At 68.1% G+C, this 23,963-nt stretch carries 21 protein-coding genes; 6 read left to right on the top strand and 15 right to left on the bottom strand.

All coding sequences use genetic code 11. The features are described 5' to 3' along the window. The 7 genes from BCF44_RS58915 to BCF44_RS54020 form a co-directional block, all read right to left on the bottom strand. The coding region (locus tag BCF44_RS58915; protein ID WP_281283280.1) for an IS3 family transposase at positions 1-247 on the bottom strand (247 nt) is incomplete at its 3' end. Continuing rightward, positions 198-1,088, bottom strand: coding sequence for an IS5 family transposase (locus BCF44_RS53995; RefSeq protein WP_246016335.1), 891 nt, complete (start codon positions 1,086-1,088; stop codon positions 198-200). The genes BCF44_RS58915 and BCF44_RS53995, both read right to left, overlap by 50 nt. Before the next feature lie 20 nt (positions 1,089-1,108). Continuing rightward, a complete protein-coding gene (locus BCF44_RS54000; protein ID WP_211353706.1) occupies positions 1,109-1,462 on the bottom strand; it encodes an integrase in 354 nt (117 codons plus the stop codon). A 159-nt stretch (positions 1,463-1,621) separates the two neighbouring features. After that, a complete protein-coding gene (locus tag BCF44_RS54005; protein ID WP_116182393.1) occupies positions 1,622-2,734 on the bottom strand; it encodes a hypothetical protein in 1,113 nt (370 codons plus the stop codon). Positions 2,735-2,744: 10 nt separating this feature from the next. Next, positions 2,745-6,266 carry a hypothetical protein gene (locus tag BCF44_RS56425; RefSeq protein WP_170218279.1) on the bottom strand — a complete coding sequence of 1,174 codons (3,522 nt, stop codon included), beginning with the start codon at positions 6,264-6,266 and terminating at the stop codon, positions 2,745-2,747. A gap of 5 nt (positions 6,267-6,271) precedes the next feature. After that, complete coding sequence (locus tag BCF44_RS54015) at positions 6,272-8,380, bottom strand: ATP-binding protein (protein WP_116182395.1); 2,109 nt, start codon at positions 8,378-8,380, stop codon at positions 6,272-6,274. 94 nt (positions 8,381-8,474) lie between these two features. Next, positions 8,475-9,623, bottom strand: coding sequence for a toll/interleukin-1 receptor domain-containing protein (locus BCF44_RS54020; RefSeq protein WP_116182396.1), 1,149 nt, complete (start codon positions 9,621-9,623; stop codon positions 8,475-8,477). 54 nt (positions 9,624-9,677) lie between these two features. On the opposite strand from BCF44_RS54020, the gene BCF44_RS59490 reads away from it, so the two are divergent. Further along, the gene (locus tag BCF44_RS59490; RefSeq protein WP_379801220.1) at positions 9,678-9,914 is read left to right on the top strand and encodes a hypothetical protein; all 237 of its coding nucleotides are present in this window, start codon (positions 9,678-9,680) and stop codon (positions 9,912-9,914) included. 694 nt (positions 9,915-10,608) lie between these two features. Here the strand turns inward: BCF44_RS59490 and BCF44_RS54025 are convergent. The 4 genes from BCF44_RS54025 to BCF44_RS54040 are packed head-to-tail and all read right to left on the bottom strand — an operon-like array spanning position 10,609 to position 14,549. Beyond that, positions 10,609-12,708, bottom strand: a complete 2,100-nt coding sequence (locus tag BCF44_RS54025) for a xanthine dehydrogenase family protein molybdopterin-binding subunit (protein ID WP_116182397.1) — start codon at positions 12,706-12,708, stop codon at positions 10,609-10,611. After that, a complete protein-coding gene (locus BCF44_RS54030) occupies positions 12,705-13,694 on the bottom strand; it encodes an FAD binding domain-containing protein (protein ID WP_116182398.1) in 990 nt (329 codons plus the stop codon). The genes BCF44_RS54025 and BCF44_RS54030 overlap by 4 nt, the downstream gene beginning before the upstream one ends. Then, entirely contained in the window at positions 13,691-14,188 is a 498-nt protein-coding gene (locus tag BCF44_RS54035; RefSeq protein ID WP_281283281.1) for a (2Fe-2S)-binding protein, read from the bottom strand. Before BCF44_RS54035 ends, BCF44_RS54030 begins: the two co-directional genes overlap by 4 nt. A 10-nt stretch (positions 14,189-14,198) precedes the next feature. Then, positions 14,199-14,549: a hypothetical protein gene (locus BCF44_RS54040; RefSeq protein ID WP_116182399.1), complete on the bottom strand. Its 351-nt coding sequence runs from the start codon at positions 14,547-14,549 to the stop codon at positions 14,199-14,201. 86 nt (positions 14,550-14,635) lie between these two features. On the opposite strand from BCF44_RS54040, the gene BCF44_RS54045 reads away from it, so the two are divergent. Next, the gene (locus BCF44_RS54045; protein ID WP_246016336.1) at positions 14,636-14,761 is read left to right on the top strand and encodes a LuxR C-terminal-related transcriptional regulator; all 126 of its coding nucleotides are present in this window, start codon (positions 14,636-14,638) and stop codon (positions 14,759-14,761) included. On the opposite strand, the gene BCF44_RS54050 is transcribed toward BCF44_RS54045, so the two are convergent. The 3 genes from BCF44_RS54050 to BCF44_RS54060 all read right to left on the bottom strand — a co-directional run bounded on the left by BCF44_RS54050 (position 14,709) and on the right by BCF44_RS54060 (position 17,568). Beyond that, the gene (locus BCF44_RS54050) at positions 14,709-15,572 is read right to left on the bottom strand and encodes a helix-turn-helix domain-containing protein (RefSeq protein ID WP_116182401.1); all 864 of its coding nucleotides are present in this window, start codon (positions 15,570-15,572) and stop codon (positions 14,709-14,711) included. The genes BCF44_RS54045 and BCF44_RS54050 overlap by 53 nt on opposite strands. A 358-nt stretch (positions 15,573-15,930) precedes the next feature. Continuing rightward, the gene (locus BCF44_RS54055; RefSeq protein WP_116182402.1) at positions 15,931-16,788 is read right to left on the bottom strand and encodes an alpha/beta fold hydrolase; all 858 of its coding nucleotides are present in this window, start codon (positions 16,786-16,788) and stop codon (positions 15,931-15,933) included. Positions 16,789-16,833: 45 nt separating this feature from the next. After that, complete coding sequence (locus BCF44_RS54060; protein WP_116182410.1) at positions 16,834-17,568, bottom strand: SDR family NAD(P)-dependent oxidoreductase; 735 nt, start codon at positions 17,566-17,568, stop codon at positions 16,834-16,836. Between the two features lie 137 nt (positions 17,569-17,705). Here BCF44_RS54060 and BCF44_RS54065 point away from each other — a divergent pair, with 137 nt between their 5' ends. The 4 genes from BCF44_RS54065 to BCF44_RS54080 all read left to right on the top strand — a co-directional run bounded on the left by BCF44_RS54065 (position 17,706) and on the right by BCF44_RS54080 (position 22,809). Beyond that, positions 17,706-20,510, top strand: a complete 2,805-nt coding sequence (locus tag BCF44_RS54065; protein WP_116182403.1) for a helix-turn-helix transcriptional regulator — start codon at positions 17,706-17,708, stop codon at positions 20,508-20,510. A 213-nt stretch (positions 20,511-20,723) separates the two neighbouring features. After that, complete coding sequence (locus BCF44_RS54070; RefSeq protein WP_116182404.1) at positions 20,724-21,077, top strand: VOC family protein; 354 nt, start codon at positions 20,724-20,726, stop codon at positions 21,075-21,077. A 344-nt stretch (positions 21,078-21,421) separates the two neighbouring features. Continuing rightward, on the top strand, positions 21,422-21,796 hold the full coding sequence (locus BCF44_RS54075; RefSeq protein WP_116182405.1) for a DUF427 domain-containing protein: 375 nt from the start codon (positions 21,422-21,424) through the stop codon (positions 21,794-21,796). Then, positions 21,796-22,809 carry an LLM class flavin-dependent oxidoreductase gene (locus BCF44_RS54080; RefSeq protein WP_116182406.1) on the top strand — a complete coding sequence of 338 codons (1,014 nt, stop codon included), beginning with the start codon at positions 21,796-21,798 and terminating at the stop codon, positions 22,807-22,809. Before BCF44_RS54075 ends, BCF44_RS54080 begins: the two co-directional genes overlap by 1 nt. Positions 22,810-22,965: 156 nt before the next feature. On the opposite strand, the gene BCF44_RS55160 is transcribed toward BCF44_RS54080, so the two are convergent. After that, positions 22,966-23,184: a hypothetical protein gene (locus BCF44_RS55160; protein ID WP_147329091.1), complete on the bottom strand. Its 219-nt coding sequence runs from the start codon at positions 23,182-23,184 to the stop codon at positions 22,966-22,968. Between the last annotated feature and the right edge of the window lie 779 nt (positions 23,185-23,963).

The raw sequence follows: 23,963 nt of genomic DNA on the forward strand, positions 1-23,963 counted from the left end.
ACGTGCGCCACGTGTCGCCGCGACGGGACGGTGGCGGGATCCGGTGGCTGCGCAGGATCCGGCGGATGGTGGAGGCGGCGACGCGGTGTCCGAGCCGCCGCAGCTCGCCTTGGATGCGGACCACGCCCCACGTCCGGTTCTCCGTCGCCAAGCGCGCGATCAGCGCTGTGATTTCTTTCAGAAGGTGTTTGAGATCTTCAGGTAGCAAGGCCGAAGCGGCGTCGTCCCGGACGCACGGCCGGTGCACGGCGGGCGATACGGCGGGTCATCGTGGCAATCGATGCCCACCAGATAAAGGCCTCGGACGTGGCGGGATGGCGTTCGTAGTCCCGCGCCAGCCGCCGGTAACCAGTCAGCCACGCCAACGTCCGTTCGACCGCCCACCTGCGCGGGATCACCGCGAACCCCTTCTGACCGGCGGGTTTGCGGACGATCTCGATGGTGGTGCGCAGTGTGGTGCGGGCCCACTCCACCAGGGCCCCGGCGAAGCCGCCGTCGGCGAACAAGTGGCGGGTCCGGCGGCGGGTGGCCGACAGCAGCGGGTGCTGGCGATGGTGCAATTCCAGCAGCAGGCGCTTGGCGCCGTCCCGGTCCTGCACGCATGCCGGGAGCACTACCACGGCCAGCAGCAGCCCGAGGGTGTCGGTGACGATGAATCGCTTGCGGCCGTTGAGTTTCTTGCCCGCGTCGTAGCCGCGGGTGTCCGCGCCGACGGTGTCAGCGCCCTTGACGGTCTGGGAGTCCATCAGCCCGGCGCTGGGATCGGGATCGCGGCCGGCGTCGGTACGGACCCGTGTCCGCAGGGCGTCGAGCAGACGGAAGGTCAGGCGTTGGTGTTCCCAGCGGGTGAAGTACCAGTACACGGTCTCCCAGGGTGGGAAGTCGACCGGCAGTTGCCGCCAGGAGCAGCCCGACCGGACCACATACAAGATCGCGTCCACATACAAGATCGCGTCCACGATGTCGCGACGGGGGTGCTTCTCCCGGCGTCCGCCTTGGGGATGTGCTGTCGGCGGTGGTAGCAGGGGCTCGACCACTGCCCACTCGGCGTCGGTCAGGTCCGAGGGGTACCGGTGGTCGCGTGCCACCTGCTCGACTTTGCCGGAGGTCAGTGGCACTGGGGAGCGGCCAGGATCTCAAACACCTTCTCAGTGATCGGCGGCCGACCCGGTGGCTTCGGCTGTCGCCACCTGCCGGCCACCAGGCGCCGGTGCCACCGCAGCAACCTGGCGGGCGTGATGATGCGGCACGAACGCAGTGTTTCGGGGAGGAGCCGGGACAGGACCGCGAGCACCGCCCGGTCGGCCCAATTGAGCTGCGGGCGTGGGTTGGTGCGGAGCAGCACCGCGACCTCGTGGCGCAGCGCGAGTATCTCCGCGTCCTTGGACGCCGAAGACCGGGCGAGCAGCGCCAGCCAGGACAATCCCTGGACCAAGACCTGGTACAGCAGTCGAGCAACCACGGCCCACCGATCGTCAAATGCGGCATATCAGCCGGCCAAGGCTACTGACCGGATTCTCGATCAGGACAGGCAACCTGTCACCACACCGAGCCCACGCCGGCGTCTCGGCGATGCATGCGCGGTCAACCCGTTATCGCAAGCCCTCACACAGCAGTCTCACTATCGAACTTGACGCTCGACGGTCTCGACAATTCGATCCCACAGCTTCTGAAAAAATTCTTCTTTAGATATGACCTCATCAGATCCCCCAACGTTCGAGAGTAGCGACAGGTTGAACACCTTCACAGCCGAACACTGCGCTTCTAGGTTGTAGACCGCCTCTAGCCAGGCGTTGTAACCGCTGCCGCCGTTGAAGCTGAACGCCAGCTGGTCATCACGGCCCAGCCCCCTTCCAAACATAATGTCGAGCGCGTAGACAGTCCTTCCCAAGCGTTCGACGCGCAGCGTAATCCGCTCATCCGTTCGCCGCACCGATGTCGGAAAACCCGATTTGGCGAGCTGGTCGCCAGCATCTCGAAGACTGGTCGCCAGGTACTCGTAGACGTTCTGAAGCTCCTGGAACTTACTGAAGGTCTCGGGCTGCACCTTGGGCAGCCGAACCTGCAGGGCTTCTTTCACTGCCTGCCCGGCGTCGTACGGCTCCTGTCCCGATCGGCGCTGTGCACGTTGCTCCTTCAACAAATCAGCCCTGTCGGCCGGTATGCCGAAAGCCGGACCATCCTTCCGGGGTCCGCCGCCGGGTTGGTACCGGGGCAGGTCGGGCCGGATCTTCTTCTCAGCCTGCACATGCAACGGTTCGGCGAGCAACCGGCGCAGCAACGTCTCGGCACCGGCCGGATCGATGCTGGTGACTTTGAACCACGCGACACGGTGCAGTTCGTTCGGGATGAGCGCGTCCGACTCCCCTGGCAGCAGCACGATCACGGCCTTGCGCTGAAACGCCTGCTGATCGCGGTCGAAGATGCCTTTCAGCGCGTCCATCTCCCGCACCGCACCGGCGCCCTCGTCCGGCCGGTTCTCTCCCCTCCAACGCTCCCAGAAGGCCTTGCTGCTGATCATCAGGACGGTGCCGGCCGCCTCGACGGCACGCGGACCGTACTCCGTCCAGTTCATCCCGGCATCTGTGTAGTGGAACAGGTCTGCGTCGACGTGGACGTAGTTCCCGAGCAGGTGCGCGAAGTCGTACACCATCGTCTTCCACGCCTGCGTCTGTTCGGCGGACGCCCGGTAGTCGGCGTGCGCCCACGTGATAAACACCGGCAGCTGGTCCATGTCTCGCTTCCTACGTCCAAAGTGGATCAGTGAGCACCGTTCGCAACTGCTCGGTGTCGCCGACGGCAACGGCCGCGGTCGCCTTCCGCAGCAGGGTCCACGGGTGATATCGGCCGTACAGCGCCGCGCTTCCCGACGCGGCTTCCCGAAGGGAGATCTCCGCGTCCGGCAGCTTCGCGAGAGCAGCCAGCCTGCCCGCGTTGGCCTGCCAGCAGAGCCGTTCGCCCGCGTCCAGATCGACGACTTCGTCTGCGAGCAGGTGTGTGAGTCTGCCCGCCTCCCAGCCGGGTCGTGCCGGATCCACAGGTGGCTGGCCATGCCTCGCCAGATCAGCGTCGAAACCGCCGGCCTCCACGCCGCTCAAGGAATCGAGGCTGTCGAGCAGCGGCCGAATCGCGCTGGCCCGCAACGGCCGGCCTGTAACGTTGGAGCGCAGGAGCGCCTGCCGTGCGCGGGCGAGCAACGTGGTCGGGTGTGCGGCGCCGACGGCGGCTTCGCGCACGCGCACGGCGCGCGCCGCCGCGCGAACGTCGTTCTCGTCCGATTCATCGCTACCAGCCAGTGCCCACGCTGTGTGGAAGTCCAGTGCGAGAGCGGCGTGCACGCCCCGATCTCCGAAGGTCGCCGCGAGCTCCTGGGCCAGTTTTCGAGCTGTGGCAGGCGGAAGAGCGGCCACACCCGTGAGCCACGCCGACTGCACTCGGCGCAGGGGAATCCACACCGACTCCGTCCCGTCGTCGTTCGCCGGGGTGAGTCGGAGATCGGCGAGCACCGCGTGGTTGGCGGCCGTGAACTCGCCGCGGAAGACCTGCAGATCGGTGAGCATCATTCGGCGGATCATCGTCTCGCGGTCGTCCTCGCCGAGCCGGTCCGCTGCGGTTTTCCAGCTGCCGTGCACCAGCTCGAACCCTTCACCGGTGAAGCCCAGGTCGTAGGCGACCAATCCCAGATTGCACTGCTGGATCAGGACGCTGCTGTGCTGAGGCGAGTGCCGGTCCAGGAGGAAGTCGAGCCCGCGACGGAGGCGTTCATGCGCGGCGCGAAGAAGCCAGGTGAGGTGCTCCGTTCTGGCAACGTTGTTCCCGATACTGTGTTCGACGCTGGGATCGGAGTGATCGAGCGAGGTCTCCAGGGCACGAGTGAACTCGGTCCTCGCGTCGACGTAGTGTCCGTTCTCCATGAGCACGAGTGCCCGGTCGCTGACGAGCTCGGTGTACTTGCCGTCGTTCTCTCCGTCTGGAAAGGACAGTTGCAACCGTAGCCCGGCGTCGAAGATCCGCAACGCCTCCTGGCGCCGCGGGCCCAGCGACACCAGGAAACCGAGATTGTCGAGGATCTCGACGCGCACGCGCTCACGCCATGGGACCTCGTCCGCAGTTGCGGGTGCGGGGCCTGGCGCTCGTCGCGGCATGATCTCCAGAGCGCGGCGGCCGTACGCCTCGGCGGCGGGTAGATCCACGTCGGAGATCAGGATCGAGTTCTCGTTGAGCCAGCGCGCCACCGACTGACTGCGCAGCCCGCGGACGACCTGGCCCAGCTCCGTGGCGGGTACGATCTCCGCCGGGTCGAGGTCGGTAAACGTGTCTGATACATCGCCGGACCAGTCACGTACCGCAGCGGCCGCAGCCTTGTCGCCGTGCAGGGCGATTCCGAGCAGACGCGCCCGGTACGCACCGCGTGCGTTTCCGCGCTCGTGGAGGTAGGCGGCGGGAAGCCACAGCGCGTGATTCGCGTACCGCTGTGCGCGATCCGCGGAGAGCAGGCGCGGATCACGTTCGCGTTCACGCTGGACGATCCGGGACGCCGCGATCGCGGCACCGCTCAGCCCCAGTACGCGGGACCACTGGGTCGTGTCGTCGACGTCAAGTTCGCTGATCAGGTCGCCCGCCGCCGCGCCGACTTCCAGCGCGGCGTGCCCGACGTCGAACTCGGGATCGTCTCTTACCAGTTCGGCGAGCAGCGGGTGCACGAGCAGCGTTTCCTCGTCGGCACCTGTGCGAATCAGACCCTGGGCACGCAGTTCGGTGACGGCGGCGTCACGTCGCGCCGTGTCCCTGCACAACAGGGTGACCTCGTCATCGGGATCTTCGCGGAGCCCGGCGAGAAGTTCGGCGGGCACCGCGCCTTTGCCCGCGCACGAAAGAATCTGCAACACGGCCAGCGCGTCGGCACGGCGTTCTCGCAGCAATTCGATACGCACCTGCCAAGCCGAATGCAGCGCGGAAACCCTCGCGTGATGACGTTCCAGCCACCCACGCAGAGAGATCCCGTCCACGACGGCGGCAGCGGCCTGTTCCAGTGCGAACGGATGGCCGCTCACTCTCTCTGCAACGGCGCGTGCCAGATCTTCATCCTCTGCACCGGTGCGCGCCAGCAGGTAGTCGACGGACTCACCAACGGTCAGCGGATCCAGCTCCACGACGTGGGCGGCCGACCTCCAGCGCGCCGACTGAGAGGTGACGAGCACGTGCAGCCCCGGCCTCGAGGGCAGCGACGTGGCGAACAGCGCGGGCTCAGGGGCGTCGTCCACCACGATCAGGGCTGGGCCGCGCTCAACCAGCGCGTCGAAGACGTGCGCGGGATCGTCCTCCGTCATGCCGAGCCGTTCGGCGAGCAGTGCGACGGACGTCCGCCATGCGGTGGCGTCGTCGGCGGTGAGCCAGCCGACGACGCGGTAGTTCTCCTCGAGCAGGTGGCACAGCCGGACGGCCAGCGCGGACTTGCCCATGCCCGATGTGGCGACGATCGCCGCGCGTACCGCACCGCGGGTGTCGGCGAAGCGCGCTGCCAGGCCTTCCACCACGGATCGTCGCGTCACGTTCTCGGCGGGACTGCCCAACTGCGGCACTACAAACACGCGCTCGACCTGGCGTGTCTCCTCGCGGGCCTCGACGGAGAGGTCGGCGGGGCGAGGCCACTCCCGAACGATCTCGTCGGCCAGCCGGCTGACCTGGGCGGTCTGGTCCGGCTGACCCGGCCGGATCCGGAGGTAATCCTCGAATTCTACCGGCCGCGGAATCCACATGCGGCGGAACTTCGTATGCAGAAGGCGACGCTGGTGATCAGTGGAAGCGTTACCGTTGAGAACACTGAGAACTCGCTGCGCTGACAATCTTCGATCCGCACGCAATATAGCGCCGACGAATTCATCGACCGTTTCCGTGGTACGTGCCGTACGCACCAACAAACGCAGTGCTTTGATCATGGAGCTAGGCGCGTCCGAAGGCCCCTCGCCCACCACGACCAGCACGGTCGCCACGTCCAGCGGCGCGGATTCCATCAGCTCGGCGATCGCGTCGTCATCCACTTCCGCAGGAAGGATGCGCACGTCGAGCCGGCCAGGACCCGGTTTGCCGCCGGCGACATCGATGCGGACCGACGTGCCTGCGCCCGCCGGTTCGACACACAGCCGGGCCACCGACCCGGCGAGGCCAAGGACCGGGTGGCCCGTGACGAGGCTAGTGAGCGCCGTGCGCACAACGCCCAACGCGGGTTCTGGCAGCTGACCGTGCTTGGCTTTCGCGCCTTTCATCGAGGTCAATCTAACCCTTTCGCGGAGCCTTCCCCGGACAATCGTACCCGCACACGATCCGCATCGCCCATTCGGTGCTGGGAGAGGAAGAGATCGTACGCCACGCGCAGCATTTGGTGTGCTTTCTCCGCGTCTCCCTGGTGTGCGAGGACGTCGGCCAGATGCTCGGTGTACTCGGCTTCAGCGAAGACATTTCCGAGCTGCTTCGCCTGTCGCACGGCTGCCGTAAAGTGCTCTGCGGCCTGATCCATGCGGCCGTCCCGGCGAGCGATGTGTCCCAACGCATCCAAGGTGCTTACCTGGCCGCTCACGTTGCCGTGCGCGCTGTGGAGCGCCAAGGCTCGTTCGCAGCACTCACGGGCAAGAACGAAGTTCTCAAGCTGTGCGTGCTGCCAGCCCTGCGCGTTGAGGGCGTGCGCCTCGCCGACAGGATTGCTCTCCGCCCTGTACAACTCCATCGCGGAGATGGCGTGCTGCAACGCTTGTTCGTGCTCACCCCGCAGTGACAGGACCCGTTGCAAATCGTGGTGGGTGTGCGCCTGCCCCATCACGAACCTGGTTTCTTCTTCGAGGCTCAACGCCTGCGTGAGGCGTCGCTCGGCCTCCTCAAGATCACCCGCGCGAGTGCAGGCGCGTCCGAGTTGACGCAAGGACGACGCGCGCAACCGCACGGAGCCGATCGCCATGGCCGCCTCCAGTCCAAGGCGCGACGACGCCACATTCTCCGCTAGTAGACCGAGCCGGTACTGGTAGGTGTCCAGCCCGTGGGCTATGTGCCACACCGCCTCGTACCACTTGTGGTTGGCCGCGATCCGGTGCACGACGGCAATCAACGCGTGCTCCGCACCGAACCACGCGACCGCCGCAGGTTCGTCGGTCAGGCGTAAAGGGTGGCAACCGTCCGGGAGAGCAGGCACTTCGAAGGCGTGCCGGTGCGGATACAGCAGGATGTCGGCGGTCCTGACGGTGTGTGCGTAGAACGCCACCAGCCGCTGCAGCGCCGACACCGACTCCGCCCAGGGCTGCAGTTCGGCTGCGTGCAGGCGCACCAGGTCATGCATCTGGAACCTGTGGGGAACGTGTTGGCGAACCAGATTCGCCGCCTCCAGCGAGCGGAGCGTTGCGGCCGCCTCGTGAGGAGGCACCGCCCACAGGCACGCCGCCGCACCGACGCTGATCTCGCCCAACGGCGCGACGCCGAGCAGTCCGAACGCTCGTCGCAGCCGGTTGTTCAGCGACGCGGACGACCAGGACAGCACCGCCCGCAGGCTCGCGGATTCATCGTCGGCGTCGAACGCGCTCAGTCTCGTCGTCTCGTCGTCCAGTTCGTCGGCGAGAACCGACATCGGGAATTCGGGGTGCGCCGCAACTCTGGCCGAGGCGATCGCGAGCGCGAGCGGTAGCCCACCGCACCTATGCACGATCGCCGACATAGCTTCGGACTCCCTTTCGGCGGCACGGGCCGGCAACAACCGGCTGAGCAGCGCCGAGGCGTCAGACTCATCCATCGCCTCAAGCTGCACGACGTGGGCTCCCTGGACACGCAACGAGGACAGCCGCATTCTCGTCGTCACCAGCACCGCGCACGACGGCGTTCCAGGCAACAGCGGCGCCACCTGATCGGTGTCCCTCGCGTTGTCCAGGACGATCATCATTTGCCGGTCCGCCACCGCGCTGCGAAAGAGCGCGGCCGCAGCGTCCGGATCTGCGGGGACCGCGGCGGGCTCGACTCCGAGCGCAGTGAGGAACCCGCGCAACACCGTGGCAGGCCTGGCTGGAGCGACTTGCGGGTCGAAACCCCTGAGGTTGGCGAAGAGTTGTCCGTCCGGGAACCGGTCGGCGTGGTGATGCGCCCAGTGCAGCACCAGCGTCGTCTTGCCGACTCCTCCTGCGCCCTCGATGACGACCAGGGGCGGTCGTCTCTCCTCCAACGCAGCCGACAGTTCACCGAGCTCACGCTCACGGGCCACGTGCCAGCGCGGCACCATTGGCAGCTGTCTCGGCGTTCTGAGCGGCTGTGCACCGGTCACGTGCAGACCTCCGTGCACGGTGCCCGCCTGAATCGCCATGCCGACCTGGTCCGACCGAACCAGGTTGCGTATGTCGTCGGACATGCTTCTCCAGACAAGTGGCTGTGACCGCGCCTGTCGAACTCCATCGTCGCGCTGGGTCCGGCGCGACGCTTCGGCCTTTCAGGTCCTGTTCACCTCACGTGGCTAGTCGACGTGCCTCCGTAACCACCTCATGGATCTCGCTGGCCATTTTCTGGACACTCGCCTTCACTGTGTCCAGCGCGACAACACCAGCAAGCGAGGGGTTGTAGGCACGGGCCTCCTCCTCGGTTATTCCATGCCAAATCGGCAACACGACCTGGTCGCCGGCGACACTGCGGTTGAGAGCTCCGGTGATCTCATACTTTCCCCATCCCGATTCAAAGAAGGCACGAGACAGGATGACTATACTGAAAGCGCTACGGTCTATAGCCTCGGCGAGTTTGAAAGCCAAGTTATCGCCGACTCTCAGGACGAACTTGTCAAACCATGTGCGCAGCCCCAGATCGCGCAACGCGCCCGCAAGTGACGCGGCCACGTCGCCGTCTTCATGAGCGTATGAGATAAATACGTCCCATTCCTTCTCCACGAGATTGCCATCGCGGCGGTTCTCCGCCGCCACCGAGGGAATGAGGGGTCGCAATGGATTTCCGGCTCCACCGACGCTCCCCGCCGGCAGCACGTCAAGGTTCGGGAGCGACTCGATGACCGATCGGTCGTCCAGCAGCAGGCGCGCGAGGTAAGGTAGGCGTGGATCGTGTGGCAGCTCTTCAACCAGCTTCCACGTCTCGAACAGGTCGCCAGGATCGAGCCTGGTCGGCAGAGGCCGTTGCGGGTTGCGGACGGAAACTTCGGGGTCGGTGGCGAACCAGATCCGGTTCAGCTGCACGGGCTCCGCGCCTTCGTTCGCGACCTTGAGGAAGTAGTACGCGCGGCCACCGTAATCGAAGAAGGCGATGTGAGTCAGGAATGTGACAACGGCACCCGTCCCGCCAGAGCCCGTCTGGACGATCATTTTCTCGTGCCTGGCTTTGAGGTCACTCAGTAGCTGAGCGGTGAAACTGCTCCTGTTCCCGCTGATCGTCTTGAGGTCTTCTCCGCACAGCAGTATGCGGTTCTCGTGGCTTTCGAAGTACTCCGGTGGTACGACAAGGCCATCTTCTCCGCTCGCGAGCCGCGGGCGGATCGAGTATTCATGACCGGCGTCGGGATGCCCTGGCACTTGTAGCAGCTTGCGTCTGCAGACCGCACATCTACCGCCAGCGCGCCGCCACAGCTCGACGCGGTCGACCTCCCTCGCCGTCATACCGCACTACGTCGACCATCGGCAAAGTTCCGTTACACCATCCACCGAAGCGCGATGACAACTTTGGACAGTGGCGCGTCCGTGACCGAGCATTCATGGTCACCCAACGGCATCTGGCTCGCAACGGTCTCGGACGACAGCATGCTGCGGATTCACCAGTTGCCCGAGGCGCGGTGCCTCGCCGAGCTCCGACTGGACAGCGACCTGGTTGACTGTGCTTGGCTGGACAACGACCGCTTGGTCGTCGTCGGCGGGCAGGCCGTCTACTGGTTTCGATGGCTACCGTCTTGACCGCTCGTCTGCGACAAAATTCGCGGGGCCCGCGTCGCAGCCAACCAGTTTGAGGCCCGCCGGCGATAGGCGGTGGGAGCTGGGGAGCACGGCGGGGAGCAGATGGGGAGCAAACATGTGCGTTGAACGGTCCCCAACTGCGCACAACGACTCTGAACGGATCCGCGCCGACCTGCGGAAGTTGCGTTTCCGCAGGTCGGCGCACTATGCCGTCCTTGGTTCACACCTATGAGCTCTTCCAACTGCGCTCAACGGACCTCAACGGCACTGAACCGCAGGTCAACGGCCTTGAACGGGCGTCTGTGACGGTCGCGGCTCAGGTGAGCACTTAGGACTTCCGGGAGCAGATATCTGATCACCCGGCACGACTTCGTGCGATGGCGTGGCGAGGCCAAGGAGCCCAGGCGGTGTCACCGTCGAACTCTCCCCCACCGCGCACGTGTTCAAGCGCGCACCGGCTCCGCATCCTGGTCGGCGCCGGAGCTTTCCCCGCTATGCCCACAATTGCGGCGGCGACGAGGCCGTGCCTACCGACACCACGCCGCCCGTGACCACGCGGGAGGCGTTCCACGACGCCGTGCGCCCGTCTGCCATTCTGGTACCGGTCAAGGGGCTTGGCGGCATCGTTCTCGTCCACCGGGCGCGTGGGCGGACAGCTCGAGCTGGAGCGAGGTGATCGAACGCCCGCAGCACGTCACGCACGCGGGCCCTCCGGTGGCGTGGCCAGCACCCGGGCGGGTGTGATCGGCAGATTCCGGTGCCGTATGCCGGTGGCGTGCCAGACGGCGTTGGCGATGGCCGCGGCTACGCCGACGATGCCGATTTCCCCGGCGCCTTTGATGCCGGTCGGGTTGGCCAGGTCCGGGTCGTCGACCCAGCCGACCTCGATGTCGGGCACGTCGGCGTTTGCCGCGTAGTGGTAGCCGGCCAGGTTGGCGTTGAGGTGGCCGCCGAACGCGGGGTCGCGGACGGCCTCCTCGTGTAACGCCATCGACAGACCCCACACCATGCCGCCGACGAGCTGGCTGCGCGCGGTCAACGGGTTGACGACGCGGCCGATCGCGTAGACGCCGAGCAGTCGCCGCACCCGCACCTCACCGCTGAGGACGTCGACGGCGACCTCGGCGAACTGGGCCCCGAACGCGTGCCGTTCGGGGCGACCCATTGCCTGGATGAGCTCTGCCGTGTTCACCTGCACGGTGATCGGCTCGGTGGGGGTGCCGGTGGTACGGGCGCGGAGGGCTTTGCAGGCTTCGTCGACAGCAAGTCCCCAGGAGGCGGTGCCGAACGAGTGGCCGGCGAGGATGGCTGGGCCAAAGTCGCTGTCAGCGATCCGCATCCTGATCCACTCGACCGGCAGGCTCAGTGCGTCGGCGGCGATCTGGGCCAGCGCGGTGCGGGCGCCGGTGCCGATGTCCGCCGCGGTGATACGGATCGTGACGGTCCCGTCGATCTCCGCTGTTGCGGCGGCAGTGGCTGGGGCGGTCTCGCCCGGGTAGGTCGCGGCGCCCATGCCGGTGCCCAGCCACCAGCGGCCCTCCCGGCGGATTCCCGGCCGCGGGTCGCGTTCGTACCAGCCGAACCGTTTCGCGCCCTCGAGGTAGCAAGCGACCACGTTGCGGCTGGTGAACGGCCGGCCCGAGCCTGGGGCCACCGCGGGTTCGTTGCGGATCCGAAGATCGATCGGGTCGATACCGCATTTCTCGGCCAGTTCGTCCATGGCCGACTCGAGGGCGAACGCGCCAGGTGCCTCGCCGGGCCCGCGCATCCATTTGGGGATCGGCACATCGAGGCGGACCACGCGGTGGCCGATACGCAACGCGTCGGCCGCGTACATGACCTTGCCGACCACGCCGGCAGGTTCGACGTACTCGAAGGTGGTCGCGGTCTGGGTGGCCGTGAGGTGCTCGTACGCGAGGAGCCGGCCGTCCGGGGCGGCGCCGAGCCGGATTCGCTGCGAGGTCGGCGGGCGGTAGCCGACCAGCGAGAACATGTGACGGCGGGTGAGCACCACGCGGACCGGGCGGCACAGCACCGTCGCGGCCATAGCCGCCAGCACGGCCGGGGGCCGGGTGGTGGCTTTGGAACCGAAACCTCCGCCGACATGCTCGGAGCGGACCCGCACCTGGGACAGGTCGAGGGCGAACAACTTGGCCAGGTCCTGGGCCACCGCGTAGGAGCCCTGGTTGGAGTCGACCACTTCGAGCCGGCCGCCGACCCATTGGGCGATGGCGGCGTGCGGCTCCATGGCGTTGTGGTGCTCCTCGGGCGTGGTGTACGTCCGGTCGAGCACCACCGCCGAGGCGGAAAGCCCGGCGTCCAGGTCGCCGTGCGCGGTCTCGGACGGCTGGTGCAGGTTCACCTCGTCGGGGGTGTAGAGGCCAGGGTGGGCGGCCGAGAACGTGACGTCCCAGGGCTGGGCGTGGTATTTGACGGGCAGCGCCATCGCGGCCGCTCGGGCTTGCTCGAACGTCTCGGCCACGACCAGTGCGACCGGCCATCCGGCGTACGGGATCCGATCGTCCTGCAGTAGTTGCAGGTTCGGGTCCGCGTCGGTCCAGCCGGCGCCCTCGACCAGGCGAGGGCTGTTGCCGTGGTGCAGCACGGCAACCACACCCGGCATGGCCTGCACCGCGCTGGTGTCGATCCCGGTGATGCGGCCGCGTGGAATCGTGGCGAGCACCGGCCAGCCGTGCAGCAGCCCGTCGGCGGGGACGTCGCCGGCATAGCGGGCGGCCCCGGTGACCTTGTCGTGCCCTTCCAGGCGGGTCCGGCCCGAGCCGACGGCGGTCACGCGCCGGCCTCGACGGCCAGGTCGCCGAGCACGGCGACGATCAGATCGCGCAGCAGAGCAACCTTGTACTGGTTGTGGGGCAGTGGGCGGGCCTCGGCAAGTTCCGCCGCGGCGGCTTTCGCGAAGGAGTCCTCCGTGGCTGGCTCACCGAGCAGGGCTGCTTCCGCTGTCGAGGCGCGCCACGGATGCGAGGCGGCGCCGCCGAGGGCGATGCGGACGGCGTGCACGGCCCCCGCCCGTACGGTCAAAGCGGCCGCGACCGACCCGGTCGCGAAAGCGAACGACGCCCGCTCGCGCACCTTGCGATACCGCGACGACGCCGGCGGCGCCGGCGGCACCGTGACACCCGTGATCAAGGCATGCTCCGGCAGAGTCGTCTCCAGGTGCGGGGTGTCTGCCACCGGACGATAGAAGTCCGAGATCGGGATCCGGACCGGGCCGCTGGGCGTGTGGGCCTCCACGGTGGCGTCGTAGGCCATCAAGGCAACGACCATGTCCGAAGGGTGGGTCGCGACGCAGTGCTCCGACCAGCCGAGGATCGCATGGTTGTGGTGCTCGCCGGCCAATGCGGGGCATCCGCTGCCCGGGTTGCGCTTGTTGCAGGGCAGCGAGATGTCAGCGAAATAGGCGCAGCGGGTGCGTTGCAGGAGGTTTCCTCCGACCGTGGCCATATTGCGCAATTGCCCGGAGGCGCCGGACAGGATCGCTTGCGACAAGGCCGCGAAGTCCTGCCGGACCGCCGGGTGGACGGCCAGATCGCTGTTGCTCACGGCGGCGCCGATCCGCAGGCCTGCGTCCAGGGTTGTCTCGATCCGGTCCATTCCCAGGCCGGTGACATCGATCAGCTCGTCCGGCTGCTCGACGCCGATCTTCATGAGGTCGACCAGGTTGGTGCCACCGGCCAGATAGCGGCTGCCGGGCCGGCCGGCGCGCAGGGTCACGGCCTCGATGACGGCGGCCGGACGTACGTAGGTGAACTCCTTCACGCCTCGGCCGCCCGTCCAACGGCGGCTACGATGCCGGCGTACGCGCCGCAGCGGCACAGGTTCCCGCTCATCCGCTCCCGGATCTCAACCTCGTCCAAGGCCGCGGGTTCGTCGGCTGCGGTGACCGCGCTCGGCCAGCCGTCGCTGTACTCCTGCAGGACCGCCACAGCGGAGCAGATCTGGCCCGGGGTGCAATATCCACACTGGTAGCCGTCTAGATCCACGAACGCCTGCTGCACCGGGTGGAGTCGGTCACGGTCGGCGATGCCCTCGATCGTGGTCACCTCGCGTCCGTCGGCCGCAATCGCCAACTGCAAGCACGACACCACCCGGCGACCGTCGACCAACATCGTGCATGCGCCGCATTGACCTTGGTCGCAGCCCTTCTTCGAGCCGGTCAGGGCGAGCCTCTCCCGGACCGTGTCGAGCAGGCTCATCCGGGTGTCCACGTCGATGGCGTGACGAACGCCGTTGACGGTCAGAGTGACTTCCACCCGTCCCACGCTAGGGCTGCCTGCGGGCGTTGAGCAGCCTCGAGGGTGGTACTGGTGTCGCTACCTTGCTCCGTCGGTGGACTGCGCTGTCCGGCATACCGTGATCGACATGGCCCGCGACCGCCTGGACCACGATCCAGGGCCACGTCTGCGCGAGTTGTTGGCCGCGACCGGCCGAATCCCGCTGCTTGCGGTCGGGTCGTTGGGCGGCCCGGACGTCGAGCAGGTCTTCGACGAAACCCCTGATCAGGCCGCGGACCTTGTGGCGAAGGCAATCGACTTCATCGACGACGATCCGAAGTGGACGGTCGTCGTCGTTGACGCGGTGCGGATGCTGACGGCGGTGGGCCGCGACGAGCACGCCGTCGCGGTCGCCGATCGGATTGCCGCCCGACCCAACGGCACCGCGACTGCGGCACGGATGGAACTGGCTCTCGCACCGGCGTGGTGGCAGCAGAGCTCTTCGTTTCCCCCAACACCGTCGCCACTCACCTGCGTGCGGCCTTCACCAAGCTGGGTGTCAGCTCGCGTCTTCAGCTGGCCCAGAAGGTGCTCGCCGAGCGGCAGCGGTGAGCTCGCCCAGGGCGCGATCGGTATCGCTGCCGGGTGCCGCCGTGTACATGACGATCCGCACATCGTGTTGCTGTGTGGTCAGGATGTCGCAGTCCAGGTGGAGATCGCCGAGCTCGGGATGCGCGACGACCTTGCTCTCCCGCTCGTAGGACGCGACCGTAGTCGTCTCCCAGACTTCGCGGAATCGAGGACTCGCAGCCAGCAGGTCCGCGATCAGGCGGGCCAACCCGGGATCCCGGGGGTAGCGGGCGGAGGTCGCCCGCAGGTCCGCCGCGATCGTCTCCTCGTAACGGCGTCGGTCCTCCTCGCCGCGCACCACCCGGGTCGGCAGGCCGGTGAAGTAGCGCCACGCCATGTTGCGCTCGCGCTGAGGCCGCTTCTGTGGATCGCCCATGACCGCCGTCCACAGTGGATTCCAGGCGATCGGGTTCCAGCGCACGTCGTACACGGCTGCCGGGCTGGCCGGTAGCCGTGTGATCACGCGGGTCGCCGCGTCCGGCAGCGTTCCCCCGGCGGGGCTTTCGGCGGTGACGGACAAGCCGGCCAGCCGGAACAGGTGCCGACGTTCGTCGCGGGAAAGCCGCAGGGTCCGTGCAAGTGCGCCCAGCACGTGTGCGGACGGCGCGGTCGCCCGGCCCTGTTCCAACTGGGCGATGTAGTCCGGCGACACCCCGGCCAGACGCGCGAGTTCGGGGCGGCGCAGGCCGTGCGCACGACGCCCCGGGGCGACCGGCAAGCCGTATTCCTCGGGCGCGGCCCGGTTCCGCCAGGCCCGCAGCACCCGGCCGAACTCGCTGTCCTGGACTGCCACGCACCGAGTTTACCCAGCTCGGCGGGGACTGTGCCGTCACTGAGACGGGTCACAACCGCCGCTGGAACCGCGCGAGCGCCGATTGCAAGGATTCGGCGAACTTGTCGAGGTAGGGCGAATAGTACCCGCCCTCGATCAGGACGAGCGACTTCGGCTCATGGGCGCGTTCGTACGCTTCGAGCGCCAGGTCGATCTGCGCTCACGGGTCGATGTCCTGGCGGGGCTTTCCGCCGCTGGCGCCAACTGTCTGGAATGGACTTTTCTTGGCCGATCTTGGTGAGACCGGGACGCTGCCGCCGGTCGGGATCGGCGAGGGCGGTTAGAGGCGACGTTGCTGATGGGGGCGGTGAGCGAGCCCCTACTGAAGCTGCTCGGCGTCCAGGAACAGCTTGGTGTGCTTGACGAACAGGTCGGGGTACTGAAAGTGGGCGCCGTGGTTGGCGTCGGGATAGAGGATGAGCTGTGCGTTGGGGGCATGTTGCTGGAGCAGGTAGGAGTTGATGGTGGGGATGATGATGTCGTTGTTGCCGTTGACGACCAGGGTCGGTTGACGCAGTCCCTTGAGATGGGCGTAGGTCTCGTCCTTGTCCGCGCCATAAGCCGCGATGGCGACGGTCTGCGCCTGGACAGTCGACGCCGACACCGCGTCGTCACGGTCCCCCCGGGCCATGATGCGCCTCAGGAACGCGTGACCGGCCGCCTGGCTGCTCTCAGAGGGGGCGAACAGAATCGGCAGCCACATTTCTTCCTGATGTTCGTAGGTCTTGAAGAACAGTGCCCGAGTATCCGGCGGAAGTTCGCCGACACCCTCGCCTCCACGAGGCGCGGTGCCGACCAGGACGAGTCGCCGCACGAGTTCAGGCCGGTCGAACGCCACCTGTTGGGCGACGAGGCCGCCCATCGAGTGGGCGAGCAGGTCGACCGTGTCGAGGCCGATCGCGTCGAGGAACGCTTCGGCGTCTCGCGCGGTCTGCTCGATCGTGTCGGGAGTGGCGCCGGTGGACGAGGCGACGCCGGCGTTGTTGAACAGAATGACCTCGCGATCAACAGCGAAGGCGTCGGTCAGCGCCGGGTCGTGGTCGTCGAGGTTGCCCATGAAGTGCTGGAAGAAGACCAAGGGAACAGCGCTGGTGGCGCCGAAGCGGCGATAGGCGAAGCGGATGCCGTTCGCCTCGACGAAGTCGGTTGGCACGGTGTCGTGCGTGTAGGCGGTCATGGCTGCTTTCCGGGCGTTGACGGACTGCGGTGAGGTGGTCGGAGGTCAGATGGCGGTCCGGCCGCCGTCGGCGGCGACCGTGGCGCCGGTGAGGTAGGCGGCGGCGGGAGTGGCGAGGAACGTGATCACCTCGGCGATCTCGTCGGCCCGGGCCGCGCGACCGAGCAGCGTGGTGGCCCCGAGCTCCTCGATGCGCGCCGGATCGGCGGCGGTGTACACGGGGCCGGGGGCGACGGCGTTGACCCGCACCCCGTGCGGGCTGAACTCGGCCGCCCAGGCCCGGGTCATGGCGGTGAGCGTCGCCTTGGTGCCGCTGTAGGCGGCGCCGCCGGCCAGTCCGACGGTGGCCGCCATGCTGGAGACGTTGACGATGCTGCCGCCGCCGTTGGCCGCCATTCGGGGGGCGAGCGCCGCGACCAGGAAGTACGGGGCCCGCACGTTGCTGTCGAACAGTGCGTCGTAGGTGGCGACGTCCAGGTCGGCGGTGGGGCCGAACCAGGAGAAGCCGGCGTTGTTGACGAGCACGTCGACGTGGCCGGCCTCGTCGGTGAGGCGGCGGATCTCGGCGGGGTCGGACAGGTCGGCCGCGATGAAGCGGGCCTTGCCGCCGGCCTGCTCGATCTCGGTGACGATCTGCTGGCCCCGGTCCGCGTCGCGGCCGTGCACGATGACTGTCGCCCCTTCCCGGGCGAGCTGGATCGCGGCGGCCCGCCCGATGCCGGAGGTGGCGCCGGTGACGAGGGCGGTCTGGCCGTCCAAGCTCCGCTGAGTGGTGTTCATGGTGTGCTCCCTGTCCAGTTCGCTGGCGATCTCCAGCTGACGAGAGCCTCCCTTCGCGCCGTCCCTCGCACACCGCATGAACATGTGATACCTCGGCCGGCAGTGTCGGACGACGGCGAACGTGCCAGGCTCTGGGCATGGCAGGGACCACGACCACAACCCCAGCGCTGCACGGCCGGGATCCGGAGCTGACCGTGCTGCGCGCAGCGCTGAGCACCCTGCGTTCGGGAACGGGCGTGGTCGTCGTGATCGAGGGCAGCCCAGGGATCGGCAAGAGCCGGCTGCTCGCCGAGGCCGTGCGGTTGGCGGACCGCCTGCCGGCTCGGGTCGGCCTTGGCGAGGCCGACCCGTCCGAGACCGTGGTCGAGCTGGCGCCGTTGCTGCGGGCGCTGTTCGACGGTGCGGCACCGCTGCTCGACCGGTCCGCGCTGCCGGCCGAACGCGGCGGCCCCGAGCAGCGCTACTGGATGGTGCAGGATCTGGAGTCGTTGTTGGAGTGCGCGGCGGCGGAGTCGCCGCTGGTGGTGTTCCTGGACGACCTGCAATGGGCGGACAGCGGCACGCTGGCCGCGTTGCGGGCGCTCCCGGCCCGGCTGACGTCGGTCCCGGTCGCGTGGATCCTCGCGGCTCGTCCGATCCAGGCCGGCAGCGGGCTCGCCGACGTGGTGGACCATCTCACGGCATGGGGAGCGCGGCGTATCACCCTAGAGCCGCTCACGTCGGCCGCCGTCGCCGAACTCGCATCGGACGTCATGCAGGCGAACCCCGACCAGGCGCTGCTCGAACTGGCGGCGGACGCGGCCGGCAATCCGTTCTTCCTCGTCGAGCTGCTGCGGGGACTGCGCGAGGAGCGGCTCGTGCGGATCGAGGACGGTGCGGCGCGGCTGCTGGAGGCGCGGCTGCCCAAGCGGGTCGCCACCGGCATGCGCCACCGTCTCGCCCGCCTGTCGGAGTCCGCCCGCCAGCTCGCCGTCGCGGCCGCCTCGCTCGGTCGCGGCTTCACTGTCGCGGAGCTGGCCTCGATGCTGGGCGCGCCGGCGGCATCCCTGCTCACCCCGGTCGAGCAACTGCTCGACGCCGGCGTGTTCGCCGAACGCGGCGAGCGGCTCGGCTTTCGCCACGACATCATCCGGGAGGCCGTGCGGGACAGCACGACCGCGTCCGCGCGCCGCGCCCTCGATCGGCAAGCCGTGGACGTCCTGCTCGCGGCGGGGGCAATCCCCGTCGAGGTCGCCGTGCAGCTGGCCACCAGCGCTGAGCCGGGCGACGAAGTGGCGATCGGCTTGCTCAAGGACGCCGCCGACGCGCTCGGCCCGCGCGATCCGGTGGCGGCGGCCGAGCTGAGCTGCCGCGCCCTCGACCTGATTCCCGCCGGTCACGAAGCCGCCGGTCCGCTGGTCGCGACCACGACGGTGCTGCTGCACGCCGCCGGCCGGGCCGACGACGCCCTGGCGTTCGCGCGCAAGCACCTGCGCAACGTCGTGCCGGCGGCCGAGGAGGCGGCGGTCTCCCTCAGCCTGGCGAGCATGTTCGCGCTGTCGCCGGACGTGCGGGCTGAGTGGGGGCGGCGGGCACTCGCGCTGCGTGACCTTTCCGACCAGGACCGCGCCAAGCACCAGGCGCGCTTGGCCTACAACCTGGTCCAGGCCGGTCGGCCGGCGGAGGCGACCCAGCAGCACCAGCAGGCCCGGGAGACGGTCGAACGTGCCGGAGACCTGGCGACGCGCTCCATCCTGCGGCTCGCCTACGGGGCGCTGCGCTACGTCGACGGTCACTTCGAGGATGCGCTCGCCACGCACGAGCAGGCGATGCGCGACGGATTCGGCCCCGGTGAGGAAACGCGCGAGTGGGTCGCGCGGCAGTGGCGCAGCGAGCTGCTGGCCGTGCTCGACCGCTTCGAGGAGTCGCTCGACCTGATCTCGACGGGCATCGCCGCCGCGAACCGGGAACGGCAGGCGTTCGCGCTCGACTTCTTCGAGACCTGGCGCGGGCGGCAGCTGTTCCAGCTGGGTCGCCTGGCCGACGCGGCGGCCGCGCTCGGGGGTCGCTTCGACACGGCCAGCGACACGCCGGTGGTCGGCGCGCTGTACGCGGCAGGCGTCGTCGCCCTCGGGCGGGTAGCCATCCACACCGGCGACGAACGCTGGCGGCGTGAGACAACGGCGCTGGCGCGGCGGATGGCGGCCGACGGCACCCCCGCCAACCGTGCGCACGGCAGTTGGCTGCTCGCGCTGGGGGCGCTGGCGGATGGCAAACCGGCGGACGCCCGGGCGGTGCTCGACGCCGCCGGTTCGGCCGGGCGCATCATCCCTCTCTATCCGATGGACGTCACCGACGACCCACAGCTCGTCCGGATCGCCGTCGCCGCAGGCGATTCGCGCCTTGCCGCCGACACAGTCGCCGCAGCGGCCGAGCGGGCGCGGCTCAACCCCGGGATCGGCTCCGTGCATGCGGCCGCCGCACACGCCCGCGGCCTGTTCGCTGTTGACGTCACCCTGCTCGCCGAGGCCTGCCGGCTCTTCGAGACGGCGCCGCGCCCCATGGCCTACGCGTCGGCGCTGGAGGACCTGGGGGTCGCGCAGCTGCGCACGGGTGCAGCTGCGGCGGGAGTGGACACGCTCGGTCGTGCGCTCGTCCAGTACTCCGAGGCGGGTGCGACCTGGGACGCGGGGCGTGTGCGGGGTCGGTTGCGGGCCAACGGTGTGCGCCGCAGGCTGGTGACCGGCACGCGCCCGGACACCGGCTGGGCCTCGCTCACCGATTCCGAGCTGGGTGTGGTTCGCCTCATCACCCAGGGGCTGACGAACCGTGAGACGGCTGAGCGGCTGTACGTCTCGCCGCACACGGTCAACAGCCATCTGCGCCACGCGTTCACCAAGCTGGGCGTCAACTCCCGCCTCGAACTCGCCCGCGTGGTCGCCGCGAATATCGACCAGGACTAGGTATCGCATGGCCGTGTGATGTCGCGCGACCGCGGCGGGAGCAGTGTCGTTGTCAGGTCGATTCGACCAGGAACAACGACGAAGAGGGTCACGACGTGTCCGGACTGAGCGGGAACCCCGACGAAAGCGCTTCGTGACTGGCATCGATCTGGCCGTCGACGGCGGCATGGCCCAGGTCTGACGAACTCCGCACCCGCACAGAAGGACTGCATCATGAGCAACTCCGTGATCGGCCTGAGCGTCGACTGCGCCGACGCCGCGAAACTGGCCCGGTTCTGGGCCGAGGCGCTCGGTCGGACGGTGAGCCCCGAGCCCACCGCCGAATTCGCCGCGATCGCCGCAGGCGAGGCGACCCAGGGGCCGCCGCTGGCGTTCCACCGGGTCCCCGAGGCCAAGACGGTCAAGAACCGGTTGCACCTGGACCTGATCAGCGGCGACTTCGCCGCGGAAACCGAGCGGTTGCTGTCGCTGGGCGCGACGTGGGTGGCCGATGTCGAACGGGGAGGAGCGCGGTGGACCACCTTGCGTGACCCCGAGGGCAACGAATTCGATCTGATCGCTGGATGAGCGGCGAAGAACTGCTGACCGAACCGCACTACCGGACACGTCGGCGTGGACGCGCGTTGGCACTTCACGGGGCCGATGTGGTCAACGTCTGACGCCCGGGGCGGAGGAGAATCCGTCGACCGCGCACCTGACAGCGCAGCGCGAATCCGAGGGCTACTCGGCAGGTGAACGTGTTCTACGCCAATCGCTGACCCGGGCCACGCTGTGGCTGGTCGGCTTGGCGTGTTCGAGAAGTCCTACGCCACAGCCGTCGCAGGCACTGGCGACGCGCGCGCGTCTCCCCCGGAGTGTTCGCAGTGGCTGCACGCAACATGATCAACATAGGTACGACGAAGGAACACATCATGGACCGCACACTGCCGATCCCCGGCAACGAGCACCCGATCACGATCGAGCTGAGTGGGCTGCATGTCGTCGTCCGTTCCGGCGAACTCGTCGTCGCCGACACCAGGAGGCCGCTGATTCTCCGGGAGGCCGGTCACCTGCCGGTCTACTACGTGCCGCTCGCCGACGTCGACCAGACGCTGCTGCGATCCAGCGCGACCACCACATACTGCCCCTACAAGGGCGACGCCTCCTATTTCAGCGTGGCCGGACCTGATGGAGGCATCGAGGACGCGGCGTGGACCTACCCCGAGCCCTACGCGCCGGTTGACGCAATCGCCGGCCACATCGCGTTCTACACCGACCGCATGCAGCTCACCGCGGCTGACCGCTGATGGCCGGAGCAGCACCGACGAAAATCTCCTGCCAGTTCCCGACCTCGCTCGAATCGCCCCGGCACATCGCCGTCGCCGAGAGCCTTGGCTACGACCACGCCTGGCTGTTTGACACGCCACAGCAGAGTCCGGACGTGTGGATGATGCTGGCGCTGGCCGCCACGCACACCGAGCGCATCGGACTGGGGCCAGGGGTCCTCGTCCCCACCCTGCGGCATCCAATGGTCAACGCGTCAGGCGCGGCGGCGCTCTCGGCGCTTGCGCCCGGTCGGGTAGCGGTCGCCTTCGGCACCGGGTTCGCCGGCGCGCGGGCCATGGGTGCCGAGCCGAGCACGTGGTCGTACCTGCGGGACTATGTGCGCGCGTTCCGCGCTCTGCTGCGCGGTGAGACGGTCGACTGGGACGGCGGTCGGATGCGCATGCTGCATCCCGGCGGCCACGGCCCCGCCCGGCCGATCGAGGTGCCGGTCCTGATCTCGGCGTTGGGTCCGAAGGGCCTGGCCGTGGCAAAGGACCTGGCCGACGGATTGTTCACTGTCAACGGCGAGACGGGGTTCGCCAAGGAGTTCACCTGGGTCGCGCTCGGCGTGCACGGCACAGTCCTGGCCGAGGGCGAGGAACTCGACTCGCCGCGGGTGCGTGCCGCCGCAGGGCCGGGCAATGCGCTGGCCTACCACGCCGCGTACGAGTTCGGCGGCGATGTCACGGCGCTGCCGGCCGGGAAGGTGTGGCTGGACGTGGTCAACCGCACTCCCGCCCGGGAGCGGCATCTCGCCGTCCACGACCGCCACCTCGTCGCCCTCAACGCCGCCGACGACGCCGCGTGGGCCGCCGGGAGCTGGGCGGCGATCCCGACCACGACGCTGACCGGATCGGCGGCGCAGCTCGGCGAACGGCTCGCCGCGTTCGCCGAGCAGGGCATCACGGAAATCGCCTACCAGCCGACTGGGCCTGACATCGAGCGAGAGCTGGAGTCATTCATCAACCTGACGAGTGCACTCTTCCGCAGCTGATGCGAACCACTCGGTGACAGGTCAGGCCGCACCTCGCGGAACTGCTGTCCAAGGCACTGAACCGACGGCGGTTTCCTGCGGTTGCTTGGGCTTTGCGGACTACCATCCTCTTTGGACAAGGCTGGCGGCGCGAGGGTCACGTTCGGTACCTCCAGGTCAGTTCGCGGTGCCCTCCCATAGCGGCGTCGCGGTATGGCCTGGACGACCCAGCAGACCAAGGCCGAGCAGTTCCGCGTCCGACGTGAATGTGCCGAGCGTGTACCAGCCTTCGTCTTCACGGCTACCGTCCGGCTCGACGCGGTGCTCGGCGCGTTCAACACCCGCGACGAGCGCGAGGTCGTCGCGGACCCCGCGTTCCTCGATCGTGTTGACCAACTCGACTGAGCCAAAACACCCGAAGACACAGAAGGCCCCCGTCTGCAAGTGCGCGCCGGCTGCTGCTGGTCCGCGCGCCCAGCCCCGTCACACATTCGATGCCGCACGACTGGCGATGATCAGCTCGAAACATATGCCCACTCATTTCGCCGAAGCGGCTACAACGGCGTGCCTGTGGTGTCCTTATACCCCTGACGCTGGTCGACGCCCCGGCGCGAACCGAAAGATTCCGTCGTGCAGAGTCCTACTGGTTCCCACCTATCACCGATGCCCGTTTATCCATCCTGGGAGCACGGGTGGGGAGCAAATGGGGAGCAAACATGTGCGCTGAACGGTCCCCAACTGCGCACAACGACTCTGAACGGACCCGCGCCGACCTGCGGAATTTGCATTCCCGCAGGTCGGCGCACTGTGCCGTCCTTGGTTCACACCGAAGAGGTCACTGGTTCGATCCCAGTATCGCCCACACTGTGTTTTAGCTGGTCAGACGGCCTGTCGATGATCTTCATCGGCGGGCCGTTTCTGATTTTGGGGAGCAAATGGGGAGCACGGCCTGCTGACCACAATCCCCGATCCGAAGAGGTCACGCCGCTTTTGGCTCCACAGCGGGGCTTTCCCGCCAGGTCCAGCCGCCGTCCTGCTCCCACCGCTGCTGGAGGTGTGGGGCTCGAAAACTCGTCGCTGCAGCTCAGGATGCGTAGCGGTACTCGTTGATGACTCCCCCAAAGACCCGGGTCCGTAGGAGCCTGGGGGCCTTCAAACCGGGTTCGGCAAGGGGT

The organism is Kutzneria buriramensis (assembly GCF_003387475.1).
In the GTDB taxonomy this organism is placed as follows: Bacteria; Actinomycetota; Actinomycetes; order Mycobacteriales; family Pseudonocardiaceae; genus Kutzneria; species Kutzneria buriramensis.